Source organism: Pacificibacter marinus, from assembly GCF_018860665.1.
Lineage (GTDB): Bacteria > Pseudomonadota > Alphaproteobacteria > Rhodobacterales > Rhodobacteraceae > Celeribacter > Celeribacter marinus_A.
Genome location: NZ_JAHKPK010000018.1, coordinates 134,476 through 149,079, shown reverse-complemented (window position 1 = coordinate 149,079; position 14,604 = coordinate 134,476). Strand labels below are relative to the sequence as shown.

Annotated in this window: 18 protein-coding genes; 15 read left to right on the top strand and 3 right to left on the bottom strand. The window is 53.6% G+C overall.

Going from position 1 to position 14,604, the window contains the following annotated elements; translation table 11 throughout:
- Positions 1-108 precede the first annotated feature (108 nt).
- Positions 109-1,263 carry a heme A synthase gene (gene ctaA, locus KO497_RS05235; RefSeq protein WP_215942914.1) on the top strand — a complete coding sequence of 385 codons (1,155 nt, stop codon included), beginning with the start codon at positions 109-111 and terminating at the stop codon, positions 1,261-1,263.
- 2 nt (positions 1,264-1,265) lie between these two features.
- The gene (locus tag KO497_RS05230) at positions 1,266-2,741 is read left to right on the top strand and encodes a carboxypeptidase M32 (RefSeq protein WP_215942913.1); all 1,476 of its coding nucleotides are present in this window, start codon (positions 1,266-1,268) and stop codon (positions 2,739-2,741) included.
- 33 nt (positions 2,742-2,774) lie between these two features.
- Here KO497_RS05230 and KO497_RS05225 read toward each other — a convergent pair whose 3' ends face one another.
- From KO497_RS05225 to KO497_RS05215, 3 genes are read right to left on the bottom strand one after another with little or no spacing between them, the layout of a single operon-like run.
- Complete coding sequence (locus KO497_RS05225) at positions 2,775-3,962, bottom strand: HD domain-containing protein (protein ID WP_215942912.1); 1,188 nt, start codon at positions 3,960-3,962, stop codon at positions 2,775-2,777.
- The gene (locus KO497_RS05220; protein WP_215942911.1) at positions 3,946-4,215 is read right to left on the bottom strand and encodes a hypothetical protein; all 270 of its coding nucleotides are present in this window, start codon (positions 4,213-4,215) and stop codon (positions 3,946-3,948) included. The genes KO497_RS05225 and KO497_RS05220 overlap by 17 nt, the downstream gene beginning before the upstream one ends.
- A gap of 11 nt (positions 4,216-4,226) precedes the next feature.
- A complete protein-coding gene (locus tag KO497_RS05215) occupies positions 4,227-4,880 on the bottom strand; it encodes an alpha/beta hydrolase (RefSeq protein ID WP_215942910.1) in 654 nt (217 codons plus the stop codon).
- A 337-nt stretch (positions 4,881-5,217) separates the two neighbouring features.
- Here KO497_RS05215 and KO497_RS05210 point away from each other — a divergent pair, with 337 nt between their 5' ends.
- The 13 genes from KO497_RS05210 to KO497_RS05150 all read left to right on the top strand — a co-directional run bounded on the left by KO497_RS05210 (position 5,218) and on the right by KO497_RS05150 (position 14,538).
- The gene (locus KO497_RS05210) at positions 5,218-5,733 is read left to right on the top strand and encodes an Rrf2 family transcriptional regulator (RefSeq protein ID WP_215942909.1); all 516 of its coding nucleotides are present in this window, start codon (positions 5,218-5,220) and stop codon (positions 5,731-5,733) included.
- Complete coding sequence (locus KO497_RS05205; RefSeq protein WP_215942908.1) at positions 5,733-6,785, top strand: cysteine desulfurase family protein; 1,053 nt, start codon at positions 5,733-5,735, stop codon at positions 6,783-6,785. Before KO497_RS05210 ends, KO497_RS05205 begins: the two co-directional genes overlap by 1 nt.
- A gap of 84 nt (positions 6,786-6,869) precedes the next feature.
- Positions 6,870-8,405 (top strand): Fe-S cluster assembly protein SufB, encoded by a 1,536-nt coding sequence (sufB, locus tag KO497_RS05200; RefSeq protein WP_215942907.1) that lies wholly within the window; start codon positions 6,870-6,872, stop codon positions 8,403-8,405.
- A gap of 97 nt (positions 8,406-8,502) precedes the next feature.
- Positions 8,503-8,751, top strand: a complete 249-nt coding sequence (locus KO497_RS05195) for a hypothetical protein (protein ID WP_215942906.1) — start codon at positions 8,503-8,505, stop codon at positions 8,749-8,751.
- The gene (locus tag KO497_RS05190; protein ID WP_215942905.1) at positions 8,748-9,059 is read left to right on the top strand and encodes a heavy metal-binding domain-containing protein; all 312 of its coding nucleotides are present in this window, start codon (positions 8,748-8,750) and stop codon (positions 9,057-9,059) included. The genes KO497_RS05195 and KO497_RS05190 overlap by 4 nt, the downstream gene beginning before the upstream one ends.
- Positions 9,060-9,063: 4 nt before the next feature.
- A complete protein-coding gene (locus KO497_RS05185) occupies positions 9,064-9,336 on the top strand; it encodes a hypothetical protein (RefSeq protein WP_215942904.1) in 273 nt (90 codons plus the stop codon).
- A gap of 15 nt (positions 9,337-9,351) precedes the next feature.
- Complete coding sequence (locus KO497_RS05180) at positions 9,352-9,558, top strand: hypothetical protein (RefSeq protein WP_215942903.1); 207 nt, start codon at positions 9,352-9,354, stop codon at positions 9,556-9,558.
- 109 nt (positions 9,559-9,667) lie between these two features.
- Entirely contained in the window at positions 9,668-10,234 is a 567-nt protein-coding gene (locus KO497_RS05175) for a hypothetical protein (RefSeq protein WP_215942902.1), read from the top strand.
- Between the two features lie 141 nt (positions 10,235-10,375).
- Positions 10,376-10,627: a hypothetical protein gene (locus tag KO497_RS05170; RefSeq protein ID WP_215942901.1), complete on the top strand. Its 252-nt coding sequence runs from the start codon at positions 10,376-10,378 to the stop codon at positions 10,625-10,627.
- A gap of 142 nt (positions 10,628-10,769) precedes the next feature.
- Positions 10,770-11,531 (top strand): Fe-S cluster assembly ATPase SufC, encoded by a 762-nt coding sequence (gene sufC / locus KO497_RS05165; protein WP_215942900.1) that lies wholly within the window; start codon positions 10,770-10,772, stop codon positions 11,529-11,531.
- Positions 11,531-12,826, top strand: a complete 1,296-nt coding sequence (locus KO497_RS05160; protein WP_215942899.1) for a SufB/SufD family protein — start codon at positions 11,531-11,533, stop codon at positions 12,824-12,826. The genes sufC and KO497_RS05160 overlap by 1 nt, the downstream gene beginning before the upstream one ends.
- A gap of 4 nt (positions 12,827-12,830) precedes the next feature.
- On the top strand, positions 12,831-13,328 hold the full coding sequence (locus KO497_RS05155; protein ID WP_215942898.1) for a YIP1 family protein: 498 nt from the start codon (positions 12,831-12,833) through the stop codon (positions 13,326-13,328).
- Entirely contained in the window at positions 13,321-14,538 is a 1,218-nt protein-coding gene (locus KO497_RS05150) for a cysteine desulfurase (RefSeq protein WP_215942897.1), read from the top strand. The genes KO497_RS05155 and KO497_RS05150 overlap by 8 nt, the downstream gene beginning before the upstream one ends.
- The last annotated feature ends 66 nt before the right edge of the window (positions 14,539-14,604 follow it).

Genomic DNA, 14,604 nt, shown 5'->3' with positions numbered 1-14,604 from the left:
TCAAATTTAAGCGCGTCAAAGCGTCTTTTGACGTCTGGATGTGCTTGCCCTTGGGCGGGGTGCTGCCTAGTTTCCCATGCAAACACCGCACATATAGGGGCGCATCGCATGGCTCAAAAACCAACATCGAAACGCAGTATTTTTGAAGAGGTCGGCGCAGACGCAAAACCTGTATCAGCCCCCAAAGGTGGCTTGATCGATACAGGCAAATCCGGCGCACGCAAAGGCATCCGCGCTTGGCTGTTGATCTTGTTTGCTATGGTGATGGTGATGATCGCTGTGGGGGGCATGACGCGTTTGACGGATTCCGGTCTGTCGATCACGGAATGGAAGCCTGTCACGGGTGCCATGCCGCCGATGAATGCGGCAGCTTGGGCAACAGAGTTCGAGAAATACAAAGAAATACCCGAATATCAGCTGCAAAACGCTGGCATGTCTTTGTCTGAATTCAAGGCGATCTATTGGTGGGAATGGGGTCATCGTCAATTGGGCCGCACCATCGGACTTGTTTGGTTCCTTGGCTTTGCAGGCTTCGCCCTCGCGCGTAAAATCCCCACAGGTTGGACCAAAAAACTGCTGTTCATCGGCGCTTTGGGCGGTCTTCAGGGCGCGATTGGCTGGTGGATGGTCTCCTCTGGCCTCACTGGAGATCGTTTGGATGTGGCGTCCTATAGGCTCGCAACCCATCTTGGGTTGGCCTTTGTGATCCTTGGATTTATTGCGTGGTACGTGTTCCAACTCAGCCAGTCTGAGGGCGAACTCATGCAAGCGCGGCGCAACCGTGATGCCAAGCTGTTCACCAAAGGCACAGGGATGCTGCATATGGTGTTTTTGCAAATTTTGCTGGGGGCTTTGGTTGCGGGTATTGATGCTGGGCGCGGGTTTACCGATTGGCCGTTGATGGGCGGACAATTCTTGCCACCTGATCCGTTAAGTTTGACGCCGATGTGGCGCAATTTCTTTGAAGATGCCGGTCTTGTGCAATTCATGCATCGGATGATGGGATATGTCGTGTTCATTTATGGGCTGACAGTATGGTTGCGCGCGCGTAAATCAGCCAATCGCAGCACGGCTGCGGCCTTTAATATGATGGCTGCGATCTTGTTCTTGCAGGTGGCTTTGGGCATCGTCACAGTGCTGCATGGCGCGCCGATGCATCTTGGCCTTGCGCATCAAATCGGGGCCGTGGCCTTGTTTGTATCAGTCTTGCGGGCGCGGTTTTTGAGCCAATACCCCAAAACCCAATCTGTCCGAGGAACCTGATAATGACTGCATATACTGACTTAATGGCGTTTCAAAAAACCACCGAGGCGCTTGGATCTGTTGCTGGGCGGCTCAATTGGGATCAAGAAACCATCATGCCCGAAGGTGCAGCCGCCCAACGCGGTGAAGAACTGTCCGCGATGGAAACCGTGTTGCACGCGCGGCGCACAGACCCGCGTGTGGGGGCGTGGCTGGCGGCGATCGATCCACAGGGATTGGATGCGGTGCAGGCTGCAAACCTGCGCCACATCACGCGGTCTTATGCGCGTAACACCAAGGTGCCCGCCGATTTGGCCACTGAAATTGCTAAGGTGACATCATTGTCCCAAGGCATTTGGGCCGAGGCGCGCGCCAATGATGATTTCGCCCATTTCGCCCCGACCTTCGAACGCGTGGTGGCGCTCAAACGCGAAGAAGCGGCGGCTTTGGCCGATGGCGGCGATCTGTATGATGCGATGCTGCAAGACTATGAACCAGGCGCAACAGCGGCAGAGTTGTCTGCAATGTTTGGCGCGCTGCGTCCTCGTTTAAGCGCGCTGCGTGATAAGGTTTTGGGCGCTGATCAACCCAAGGGCGTCAGCGGTACCTTCGATGAGGCGGCGCAAATGGCGCTGACCCATGAGGTCGCGAAAAGCTTTGGCTATGACTTCAATCGCGGTCGGATCGACAAGGCCGTGCATCCGTTTTCAAGCGGCTCTGGTTCGGATTCGCGTATCACCACGCGCACATCCCATGATGATCCGTTCAACTGCCTGTATTCTACGATCCACGAAGTTGGCCATGCCTGTTACGAGCTAGGCATTGATGACGCGCATCTGTTCACACCGCTTGGCGGGGGCGTGTCGATGGGCGTGCATGAAAGCCAATCGCGGATTTACGAGAACCAGTTGGGCCGCTCGCGTGCTTATACGGAATACCTGTATGGCAAAATGCGGAGCAGCTTTGGCGATTTCGGTATCAATAGCGCTGAAGGGTTTTACGCAGCTGTGAACCGCGTCACCAAAGGCTTTATCCGCACCGAAAGCGACGAAATTCAATACAACCTGCATGTGCTTTTGCGCTTTGATCTGGAACGCGACATTATCTCTGGTGCTTTGGAAATCAAAGACCTGCCAGAGGCGTGGAACGCGCGGTTCGAAGCCGATTTTGGCGTAAAGGTCGACAAGGTGTCCAACGGCTGTTTGCAAGACGTGCATTGGCCCGTTGGCCTCTTCGGCTATTTCCCGACCTATTCATTGGGCAACGTCTATGCGGGCTGTTTGAACACAGCGATGCGTAATGAGGTTTCTGGCATTGATGCGGCTTTGGCCAAGGGGGACACATCTCTTGCCACGGATTGGTTGCGCGAAAACCTGCAGCAATACGGGGGCCTGCGCACACCGCATGACACGATCGTGCATGCCTGCGGGTTTGAGCCCACGGAAGTGCCATTGTTGGATTATCTCGAAGAGAAATTCAGCGGTATTTACGGCCTTTAAGGCTGCGCTGAAAATCGTCCAAAGTGTGCTTTGTCACAGTGCGTTTTGGGCGGTAAACCAAGGTTCCACACGGGCACGAATGAAGCGCCAAAGGGCAGGGCAGCCACGGGTGATTTTATCGCCAACGCGGGTGTCCAGCTGGCTCAATGAGACCGTGTATTTGCGCCAAGACCCGCCATCGTTTGCCAAGTTGTGCAAAACGGGCTGCGCGCGGTCAATGGATTTGGCGTAGAGCGCCGTTGGTGTCTGTGCCGCTTCAAACTCTTCCCAAATGCCGCGCAGGTTTTGACCTTGATCGCTTGGCAACAGCCCAAATAGGCGATCTGCGGCTTTGATTTCGGCGGCTTCTTGGGCTTGTTGCGCCTCTGCTGTTACGGCACCATGGATAGGCGTGTCGCCTGCGTCCACTTCGACGATATCATGCAAAAGCATCATCGTAATCGCGCGCGAGGCATCAATCGCGCCACGGGCTTGGTCGGTCAAGGTCAGCGCGTAGAGCATCACATGCCACGAATGCTCACCTGAGTTTTCAGGACGCGATCCATCCATGATTGGCGTGGCACGCAAAATGCTTTTCAGACGGTCTGCTTCACACCAAAAGGCATAGCGCTGATCCATCACAGGATCCGTCGCGCGGGTCTCAAACAAGGCCAACGTGAATTCATAAAGCGCAGGAAACAGATCTTTGATTTTGGACGCGCGCCCTCGATATAGATTGCGTTCCACAATCTCGCGTTCCTCGTCCAGTTGCACAGGCGCGCCAAGGCACTGCAGCGCGGGCGCGAGGAAGTCGATGGATTTGGCAAAACGCGCACTTGGCGTCTGCATGGCCTCAAATTCGCGCCATGTGGTCAGATAGTGATCCGCGATATCATCGGGCAGAAGCCCGTAAATACGGGCCGCGGCAGCCTGTTCGGCCAGCTCAATATCTTGGGGATTGTGGGTGATATGGATTGGATGGTCGCCTGCGTCGATTTCAACGATATCGTGTAAGATCAACATTTCGATCACGCGCGCCAAATCAACATCTGCACCCGCCAAAGGCGCGCAGAGCACCGCTAAGAGCGCCGCATGCCATGAATGTTCGGCAGAATTTTCGAACCGAGACCGATCCATCACTTGATTGGCGCGGTCAACGGTTTTGAGCTTATCGGCCTCTAACAAAAACGCGAATTGCGCATTGAGACGCGCCAGATCTTTGGGGTTAGACTTCAAAGTCATCTTCCGCACTTGGGGGCGGGGCCGTTGGGGCCAAACCCGCTTTGTGTTCTTTCACGCGTTGTAAAATATAGTCACGGGCGCGACGTTCGGCCAAACGCACACGCGCGGCGGTGTTAAACGCCTCTTGTGTGGTGGTCGATGTCGCGCCAATCACTTGGGACACTTGCTGGATAAACTGTTCATCGCCGATCACATCCATCGCTTTGATGGCGTCTTTTGCAAGATCGTCCGATAGGTCGTCCATAATCCCCATAGCAGCAGTCCTTAACGTGTGTTTTCGGTCAATCGGCGGCGCACATATGTGTCAACATTGCCGATCATCTCTTCCATATGCGGGTCTTCAAAGAAGTGGCCAGCACCTTCAAGTTCTTGGTGGGTGATGGTGATGCCCTTTTGCTCGTGCAATTTGTTCACAAGCGTATGGGTGTCTTTGGGCGGCGCCACGCGGTCGGCTGTGCCGTTGATGATCAAACCCGATGCCGGGCACGGGGCCAAGAACGAGAAATCATACATATTGGCGGGGGGCGACACAGAGATAAAGCCAGTGATCTCGGGGCGGCGCATCAAAAGCTGCATACCGATCCAAGCACCAAAGCTAAAGCCCGCGACCCAGCAATGTTTCGCGTTCGGGTTCAACGACTGCAGGTAATCGAGTGCGGATGCCGCATCAGACAATTCGCCGATGCCTTGATCGTATTCACCTTGCGAACGACCAACGCCGCGAAAGTTGAACCGCAAAACAGTGAAACCCATTTTGTGAAAGGCGTAATGCATGTTGTACACAACGCGGTTGTTCATCGTGCCGCCAAACTGTGGGTGCGGGTGCAAGATAATCGCGATGGGGGCATCTTTGGCGCGTTGTGGGTGGTAGCGGCCTTCGAGGCGGCCTTCTGGGCCGGGAAAAATCACTTCGGGCATTGCGTCCCTGTCTCCTTAGATGTCTTGTCAGCTGCGCCACCACAACGTCGTGGGACGGGCCGAGACATCCATTATGGGGTGTCGTTTTGTGCTCGTGTTAAATGCCCTGTCCGGCTATAGTTGACGAATAAGATCAGGAACTTTAGAAGCATTCTAAACTAACTGCTCTTTTAGGGCATACGAGTTGCATTGGAGTTAAGGCTCCAAAGCGCTAACGTCAATGATTTTGCTCAAGAATTACCCGTTTTGCGGGGGAATCACTGCAAATATGGGGCAAGGCACTGAGCTAGAGCGGGTGAATCGCGTTTTGCGACGCCTTTGAATGGGAGATCGAGATATGAAGTTATCAACAAAGGGCCGCTACGCGATGGTCGCCTTGGCGGATCTTGCGCTTCAAAATGACGGCGCGTTGCTGTCTTTGTCCGAAATTTCCAAACGCCAAGACATATCCTTGCCCTACCTAGAGCAGTTGTTCGTCAAATTGCGCCGCGCTGAACTTGTCACCTCAGTGCGTGGGCCTGGTGGCGGATATAAGCTGGCGAAATCTCCGTCTGATATTCGGGTCTCTGACATACTTGAGGCTGTGGACGAAACCGTATCTGCAATGCACACTGGGGCAGGGGCGTCAGGTGGCGTGTCTGGCAGTCGTGCCCAATCGGTAACCAACAGGTTGTGGGAAGGGCTTTCAGCGCATGTTTATGTATTTTTGCATCAGACCCGCTTGTCCGACATCACTGGCAATGGTTTGCGCCCATGCCCTGCGGTGCCGAACTTTGTCGAAGTGGTGGATGACAGCAAAGCTGCTGTTGAGGCGCAAGCTCAAGAATTGGCATCAGAGGACCTGAGCGAATAATGGCGCGCGCGCCTCGCACATATTTGGATTACAACGCCACTGCGCCGCTCTGTCAGGCCGCTCGCGAGGCGATGATTGACGCTATGGATGTGGTGGGCAACCCGTCGTCTGTGCATGGCGAGGGACGCATTGCTAAGGGCTTAATTGAAAAAGCGCGTGGACAAGTCTCTGACGCTTTTGGCGCCAGTTCCGCCGATATCGTTTTCACATCAGGCGCGACTGAGGCAGCAGCTTTGGCACTCGCGGGTCGCGCGATGCATTGCGCCGATGTGGAACATGAGGCGGTGTCATCTTGGTGTGAAACAGACTTAACTGTTGATGCAAATGGTGCAGTGACTTGCACAAATCGAACAGAAACAGCACTGCAACTGGCCAATTCTGAAAGTGGAATTGTACAAAACCTACCTGAAGGCCTTGCTGTGGTGGATGCGACCCAAGGGTTCGGCAAACTGCCCATTGCGTTCAACTGGTTGGGTTGCGACATGACGCTAATCTCGGCGCATAAAATCGGCGGTCCTAAAGGCATTGGTGCTTTGGTGCTTAAACAAGGTCTGGATGTTAAAGCGCAGATTTTGGGCGGAGGCCAAGAAATGGGGCGTCGCTCTGGCACTGAAAACCTGCTTGGAATCGTCGGGTTTGGCGCTGCGGCTGAAGCCAGCGCGAAACTGATCGCAGATGGCGTTTGGGATCAGGTGGTCACGCGCCGTGATCTACTGCAAGCGCGGCTTGAAGATGGGGCTGAGGGCATCATATGTGTTGGGAAGGATGTAAAACGTCTGCCCAATACATTGAGTGTCATCACACCCAATTGGAAGGGCGAGACCCAAGTGATGCAAATGGATCTGGCTGGGTTTGCTGTGTCAGCAGGATCAGCCTGTTCCAGCGGTAAGGTGAAATCCAGCCGCGTTTTGCGTGCTATGGGATACTCGGATCTGGAAGCCTCTTGCGCGATGCGGGTGTCTTTGGGACCTGAGACCACAACAGATGAGATCGAGCGGTTTGCCAATGCTTGGCTGAACGCCTATGACCGCTGGAAACAGCGCGCAGCTTGAGAATAATATGGCCCCCTTGCGGTGCCGCACAGATAAAATGGGCCATCAGAGCCCGATAGATACGCACTTGAAGGAGTGATCCGCATGGATGACACATCGGTAAAAGACAAAGTCCAAGTCAAAGACGGCGTCGAGCAAGACACAGTTGATGCGGTGCAGGCGCTTGGCGGCGCTTACAAGTACGGCTGGGAAACCGATATCGAGATGGAATATGCCCCCAAAGGCCTGTCCGAGGATATCGTGCGGTTGATTTCTGCGAAGAACAACGAACCTCAATGGATGCTGGACTGGCGTCTTGAGGCGTACCGCCGTTGGCTAACCTTGGAAGAACCCGATTGGGCGATGGTGGATTACCCTAAGATCGATTTTCAGGACCAGTATTACTACGCGCGTCCGAAATCTATGATGGAAAAACCCAAGTCTTTGGATGATGTGGACCCGAAACTTTTGGCCACCTATGCCAAATTGGGCATCTCATTAAAAGAACAAGCCATCTTGGCGGGCGTCGAAGGCGCGGGCGATGTTCCTGCGGATGGCGAGCGCAAAGTGGCTGTGGATGCGGTATTCGATTCCGTATCTGTTGGCACGACATTCAAAAAGGAACTTGAGGCCGCAGGCGTTATTTTCTGTTCGATCTCTGAGGCGATCCAAGATCACCCTGAACTGGTTAAAAAATACCTCGGCACTGTTGTGCCTGTATCTGACAACTATTACGCGACGCTCAACTCTGCTGTGTTCTCGGATGGGTCTTTTGTCTACATCCCGCCAAACACCCGCTGCCCGATGGAGCTGTCCACCTATTTCCGTATCAACGCGGAAAACACCGGCCAGTTTGAACGCACATTGATCATCGCCGATGAAAAATCATACGTGTCTTATCTTGAAGGCTGTACCGCGCCAAAACGCGACGTCGCGCAATTGCACGCGGCTGTGGTGGAATTGGTTCTGTTGGAAGACTCCGAGATCAAATATTCAACCGTCCAAAACTGGTTCCCTGGCGATGAAGAAGGCAAAGGCGGCATCTATAACTTTGTGACCAAACGTGCTGATTGTCGTGGCGCGCGGTCCAAAGTGATGTGGACACAAGTGGAAACCGGCTCTGCCGTAACGTGGAAATACCCGTCTTGCATTTTGCGCGGCGACGACAGCCAAGGTGAGTTCTATTCCATCGCCATCGCCAATAATATGCAGCAGGCCGACACTGGCACGAAGATGATCCACCTTGGCAAGAACACCAAGTCGCGGATCGTGTCCAAAGGTATCTCTGCGGGGAAGGCGCAAAATACTTATCGTGGTCAGGTCACCATGCACCCGCGGGCGAAAAATTCGCGCAATTACACCCAATGTGACAGCCTGCTGATCGGGTCCAATTGTGGTGCGCACACTGTGCCCTACATCGAAGTGCGCAACAATTCGTCGCGCGTGGAACATGAGGCGACCACATCAAAAGTGGACGACGATCAACTGTTCTACTGCCGCGCACGTGGCATGGGCGAAGAAGAGGCCGTGGCCTTGGTTGTCAACGGGTTCTGTAAAGAAGTCTTGCAAGCTTTGCCGATGGAATTTGCGATGGAAGCGCAGGCCTTGGTCGCGATTTCTCTCGAAGGTTCTGTAGGGTAACAATTGGATTGAAAGGCCCGAGACATGATGAAAACCACATTGCTTTTTGTGATTGTCACGGGCCTGTTTTGTCACTTTGGCACAGGAAGATACTGAGATGTCGTTTTTCCAAAGCAAACGGTTTCGCGAAGCGTGGATGGGCTCCCTTATCTTGGGGTGCTTGTTTCCGTTTTTAGAAGCTATTTCGCTGGACGGGTCTGAGCAATCATATCTTGCACGTGTGAACGACGGGTTCTTGCCAACAGCCTTTAAATTTGCGGCCATCTATTTTGTGATAGTCTCGGTATTTGCCGTTTTCAAACACCGCCGCGATGCCGTTTCGTCAAAAAGTGAGACTTCTGAATGATCATCACCACCACCCAATCCGTCGAAGGGCAATCCATCGCCAGCTATAAAGGTATCGTCACAGGCGAGGCTATTATGGGGGCCAACATCGTGCGCGATATATTTGCGCAAGTGACTGATATTGTTGGCGGGCGCTCAGGTTCATACGAAAAGAAACTGGCGGATGCACGCAGTGCTGCTTTGCTTGAAATGGAACACCGTGCAGCGGCACTTGGCGCGCAGGCCGTGGTCGGCGTTGATCTGGACTATGAGGTGATCAATAACATGTTGATGGTCTCTGCCTCTGGTACCGCCGTGAGCTTTGCCTGATCAGATGCAGCACATCATCGCATCCCCCATATTTGCCTTCCCGTCTGAGGGGCCAGAGCTGACCTTTTCTTTGGGGGCGCATGCACATGACGCGGCGACGACACCCATCATGGAAGACGACTTTGGTGTATCTACCTTGATGAGCTGTAAGCACGCTGGAGAAACTGACTTTCCCATTGCCAGCCAAGGCCACATGATCCAATCCCAACGCGATCCGATCCAGATCGACCCAGCCCGTTTGCGAGATGTGGTCACCGCATTTGGCAACGTTAATTAAAGTGAGGCTTTGAATATGTCCCCTGAACTTCTGTCTCTTGTTGCGATGAAATCTTCTGGCGTCGCGATTGGCGTGTTTCTTGGTGTCGTCATCGGGTTGAGCATTCGTGCCAACAAGGGCAATCGCGAGGGGCTGTTTCGTGATTCTGTTTTCGCGACAGCTTTCCTTGCGTCTATGGCCTCTTGGGCCTTTGTCGTGATTTTGCGGCTGGTGATCGGCTAGGTCAGAGACATGTTTTCGCAATCCCATAAAAATGTAATGGCCGCGCCCACCTCTCGCCATAATCTTTCAGTAACCATACTTACGTTACTGTATGGGAGAGGTCATGTTTATGGACCAGAAAATAGATTTTCAACGACGCATCGCCCGCGTCGCACCAATTATAAGCGATCAACGTGCCGGAGTTGGCCCGTCGAAGTCCCCGCGCATGGAGCGCAACGAACGCATCCAAACGATGTTGGAGCGCCAAGAGGCGTGGGACAAAGGTCAAGAATTTTACGGGGTCAATTTGGACAAACCAGCACCATGGACACCGTTTCTATCGGTGATCTTGGCTGTTGCCATGGGCGCTCTGTCCGCGATGATCGCCCGTTACATACATTTTCAGCTAACAGGGGCCATCGGCGTCAACCTGTCCGCGAATTTGGATGTCACCGTGGATGTGCTATTGGCCATCGCAATCGCCTTTTTGCTGCGCGAGCTGGTGTCTTTGTCAGCCATTCGGCAAATGGGCGCGCAATGCGCGGGCATTTTGCTGGCTTTGACAACGATGCACAACATCGTGCACGAATTTCCGGGACCGTTCACGCGCCTGTTCTCGAGCGAATGGGTTCAACATGTGACCGAGACGACCGAGCTGGGCACTTTGGTTTTCCGTGGTCGCGAAATTCATATCTAACAACACATGTGCCGGCAGACACTAACGCAACGTCAAGGTTTGCCGACACCAGTTTGCCCGATGACTGCCTCGTTCTATCCTTAATTTCCTCGCAACCTGTCAACTGTAACCTGTTACGGACAAGCCGAGGAAAGACCACAGATGCAGCCAGCGCAAAAACAAGCCTTCGCGGATCGTCTGTCACGGATCGGTACAAAGGGTGCAAACACTTGCGGCGTTGTTCATGTGGGCGAGACCTCCAATGCAGCGACATCCCGCAAAATAACGCCAAAGAACGCGATGGCCGCGCCTTCGCACGCAGCGTTGATGTTCAAAGGGCTGCGCTCAGCCGTGATACAGGTTATGGTCTTTGGCACCTGTCTGACTTTGTATATTCGCCACTTCGGTCTGTAGCTGTAACAGCTAACAGCCCCTCTTATTTCGCGTGTTCACCTGCGACTGATGTCGCGCAAGATCACGCTTTCACCCACAACGCACAACTGCGCTTGCCGACTGGATACAGTCGTGCGGGCCTTTCCGTATGAAGGATAGATAAATGTTAGAAATCAAAAATCTACACGTCAAACTTGAAGAAGAAGAAAAACAAATTCTCAAGGGTGTAAACTTGACGGTCGAGCCCGGCAAAGTACATGCGATCATGGGGCCGAACGGCTCAGGTAAATCCACGACATCTTATGTCCTGTCTGGTCGTGATGGCTATGAAGTGACCGAAGGCTCTGCCACGCTGAACGGTGAAGACCTGTTTGACATGGAACCAGAAGAACGCGCGGCGGCGGGCCTTTTCTTGGCCTTCCAATACCCTGTGGAAATCCCAGGTGTGGGCAACATGACCTTTTTGCGTACAGCTGTGAATTCGCAACGTAAATTGCGCGGCGAAGATGAATTGACAGCAGGCGAGTTTCTTAAAATCATTCGCGAAAAAGCAAAAGCGCTGAAAATCGACGCCGAGATGCTGAAACGTCCCGTGAATGTTGGTTTTTCCGGCGGCGAAAAGAAACGCAACGAGATTTTGCAAATGGCGATGCTTGAGCCAAAGGTGTGCATCTTGGATGAAACCGATTCCGGTTTGGACGTTGATGCGATGAAACTGGTGGCCGAAGGCGTGAATGCGCTGCGCGATGGTACACGGTCTTTCGTGGTGATCACCCACTACCAACGTCTGTTGGATCACATCAAACCAGATTACGTGCACATCATGTCCAACGGTCGCATCATCAAATCCGGTGGTCCTGAGCTGGCGTTGGAAGTCGAGAACAATGGCTATGCTGATCTGCTTGCGGAGCAGGAGAATTCATAATGACACGGGCACAAATGAAACAACGCAAATGCGATGACACGGCGGCGCGTCTTGATGGCTTAGCGGTCCCTTCAGGGGCTGCTTGGGCCACTGAACTGCGCCAACACTCGCTGACACGCCTGCTTGAGATGGGTCTTCCGACCAAACGCGATGAGTATTGGAGGTGGACCGATCCTGCGACCTTGACCTCAGCCGCACCAACATCCGCAGAGGTTTTTGACGCAGCAGAGGTGCCAATTTTCGACGCGATTGAGCGTTTGAAAATCGTCTTTGTCGATGGTGTGTTCGATGCCGCGGCGTCTGATGATTTGACGGGCGAGGGTGTTGAAGTCTCATTGCTCAATGACGCGTTAAGTGCCGATATCCATTGGGCGAAAGACAGTTACGGTGTGCTTGAACAAGCCGGTCAAACACCGGTCGAGCGTCCGATTGCGGCGATGAATACAGCTTTCGCGACAGACGGCGTTGTGATCCGCGTCACTGGAAAAGTCGCTCAGCCGATCTCAATTATCTACAAACATACCGACGAGACTTCGGACGCGATTTTGCACAACCTTGTGAAACTCGAAGAGGGGGCTGAACTGACCCTGCTGGAAAATGGTCCAGCGGCTGCGCGTTACAACACTGTGCTTGAAGTCGAAGTCGCTGACGGGGCGTCTTTCCACCACGTGCGTGCGCAAGGGCGAGATCATGAACGTCGTGCTGCGACGCATATCTTTGGCCGCATTGGCGCCAACGCTTTGTTCAAATCCTTCACCATGACGGCGAATGGCATTTTGACGCGCAACGAAGTTGTCCTTGAACTTTTGGGCGACGATTCACAGGCGCATGTCGGCGGTGTGTGCATGGGCGATGGCACATTTTTGCACGATGATACGGTGTTTATCACCCATGATGCAGAACGTTGCGAGTCCCGTCAGGTGTTCAAAAAAGTGCTACGCAATGGCGCGACAGGCGTGTTCCAAGGCAAAATCTTGGTCAAGGACGGCGCTCAAAAAACAGATGGCTATCAAATTTCACAATCGCTTTTGTTGGATGATGACAGTCAGTTCTTGGCAAAACCTGAACTAGAAATCTACGCTGATGATGTTGTGTGTTCGCACGGATCCACGACGGGCGCGATTGATGAAGAGGCTTTGTTTTACCTCAAATCACGCGGCGTTGGCACCCAAGAGGCCACAGACCTGTTGACCTTGGCCTTTTTGGCCGAAGCCATCGACGAAATCGCACGCGAAGACATTGCAGCAAACGTTTTGGAACGTCTGGAAGCATGGCTCGCACGCCGTAAAGGATAGGTTTATGGGCGTCGTCTCTGATATTTTACGCAACTATCGCGCCCCACGCGCGGTGTTGCGCCATCGCATTGGCCCCGAGGTCAATGAAGGCGGTGCATTGATCACAGTGGTGTTGGCCTGCGGCCTCATCTTTGTGGCGCAATGGCCGCGTCTGTCTCGTGAGGCTTTTGAGCAAGGCCAAGACTTGGACATGATGGTCGGAGGCGCGCTTTTGGCATGGGTCTTTATCATGCCTCTGGTGCTCTATGCTTTGGCGGTACTTTTGCACTTTGTGCTGCGCCTTGTTGGTGGAAAACAATCTGCTTACGAGGCGCGCATGGCAACCTTTTGGGCGCTTTTGGCGGCCTCGCCACTGTGGCTGCTTTACGGTTTGTGCGTTGGATTTCTTGGGGCTGGGGCTGGCGTGACGCTTGTTGGTCTGATCGCCTTTGCTGCTTTTACAATTTTCTGGGGCTTGGGACTTGTCGAAGTCGCCTTCCCGAAAGAGGCCCCTCATGTATGACGTAAACGCCATCCGCGCGCAGTTTCCGATCCTGTCACGCAAGGTCAACGGCAAGCCTTTGACCTATCTCGACAGTGGTGCCTCTGCGCAAAAACCGCAGGTGGTGATTGACGCGATCACGCGGGCTTACGCTGAGGAATATTCCAATGTTCACCGTGGCTTGCACTTCTTATCTAATCTTGCGACCGATAAATATGAAGGCGTGCGCGACATCGTCAAAACCTTTCTAAACGCCCCTCATGAAGACGATATCATCTTTACCTCTGGCACCACTGAAGGCATCAATTTGGTCGCCTACAGTTGGGCCATGCCGCGCCTGCAAGCGGGTGATGAAATTTTGATTTCCGTGTTAGAGCATCACGCCAACATCGTTCCGTGGCATTTTTTGCGCGAACGTTTGGGCGTTGTGATCAAATGGGTTGATTGCGCCATGGATGGCAGTTTGGACGCCCAAGCGGTGATCGACGCGATGGGGCCCAAAACCAAACTGGTGGCCATCACCCAGATGTCCAATGTAACAGGCACGCGGGTTGATGTGAAAACCATCTGTACAGCTGCGCGCGAGAGAGGCATCGCCTCGCTGGTGGACGGCTCTCAAGGGTCTGTGCATGGGCCTGTTGATGTCCAAGACATCGGTTGTGATTTCTATCCTATTACAGGTCATAAGCTCTACGGTCCCTCTGGATCCGGTGCCATCTATGTGCACCCCGATCGCCAAGCCGAGATGCGCCCCTTTATGGGCGGTGGCGATATGATCGATGTGGTGGGGCGCGATACTGTCACCTATAATAAACCACCGATGAAGTTCGAAGCGGGCACACCCGGGATCGTGCAAACCATTGGGATGGGCGTGGCTTTGGATTGGCTGATGACTGTTGGCATGGACAATATTGCCAAACATGAATCCGAGATTGCCACTTATGCCAGCGCAAAATTGCAAAGTCTCAATTGGCTGCAAGTCCAAGGCACGGCGCCCGACAAAGGCGCGATTTTTTCCTTCACCATGGAAGGCGCACATGCCCATGATTTGTCGACGGTGTTGGACAAACGCGGCGTGGCCGTGCGGGCAGGGTCGCATTGCGCCATGCCGCTGATGGAGCACTTGGGCGTCACCGCGACCTGTCGTGCGTCTTTCGCGATGTACAACAGCAAGGATGATGTCGACACATTGGTCTCAGCGCTAGAGCTGTGCCATGATTTGTTTGCTTAAAATATGATTGTCGGGGCTGTGCGAAAACTGTTTGCACCCCCCAAACCCTTCGCCTATACCGATTTC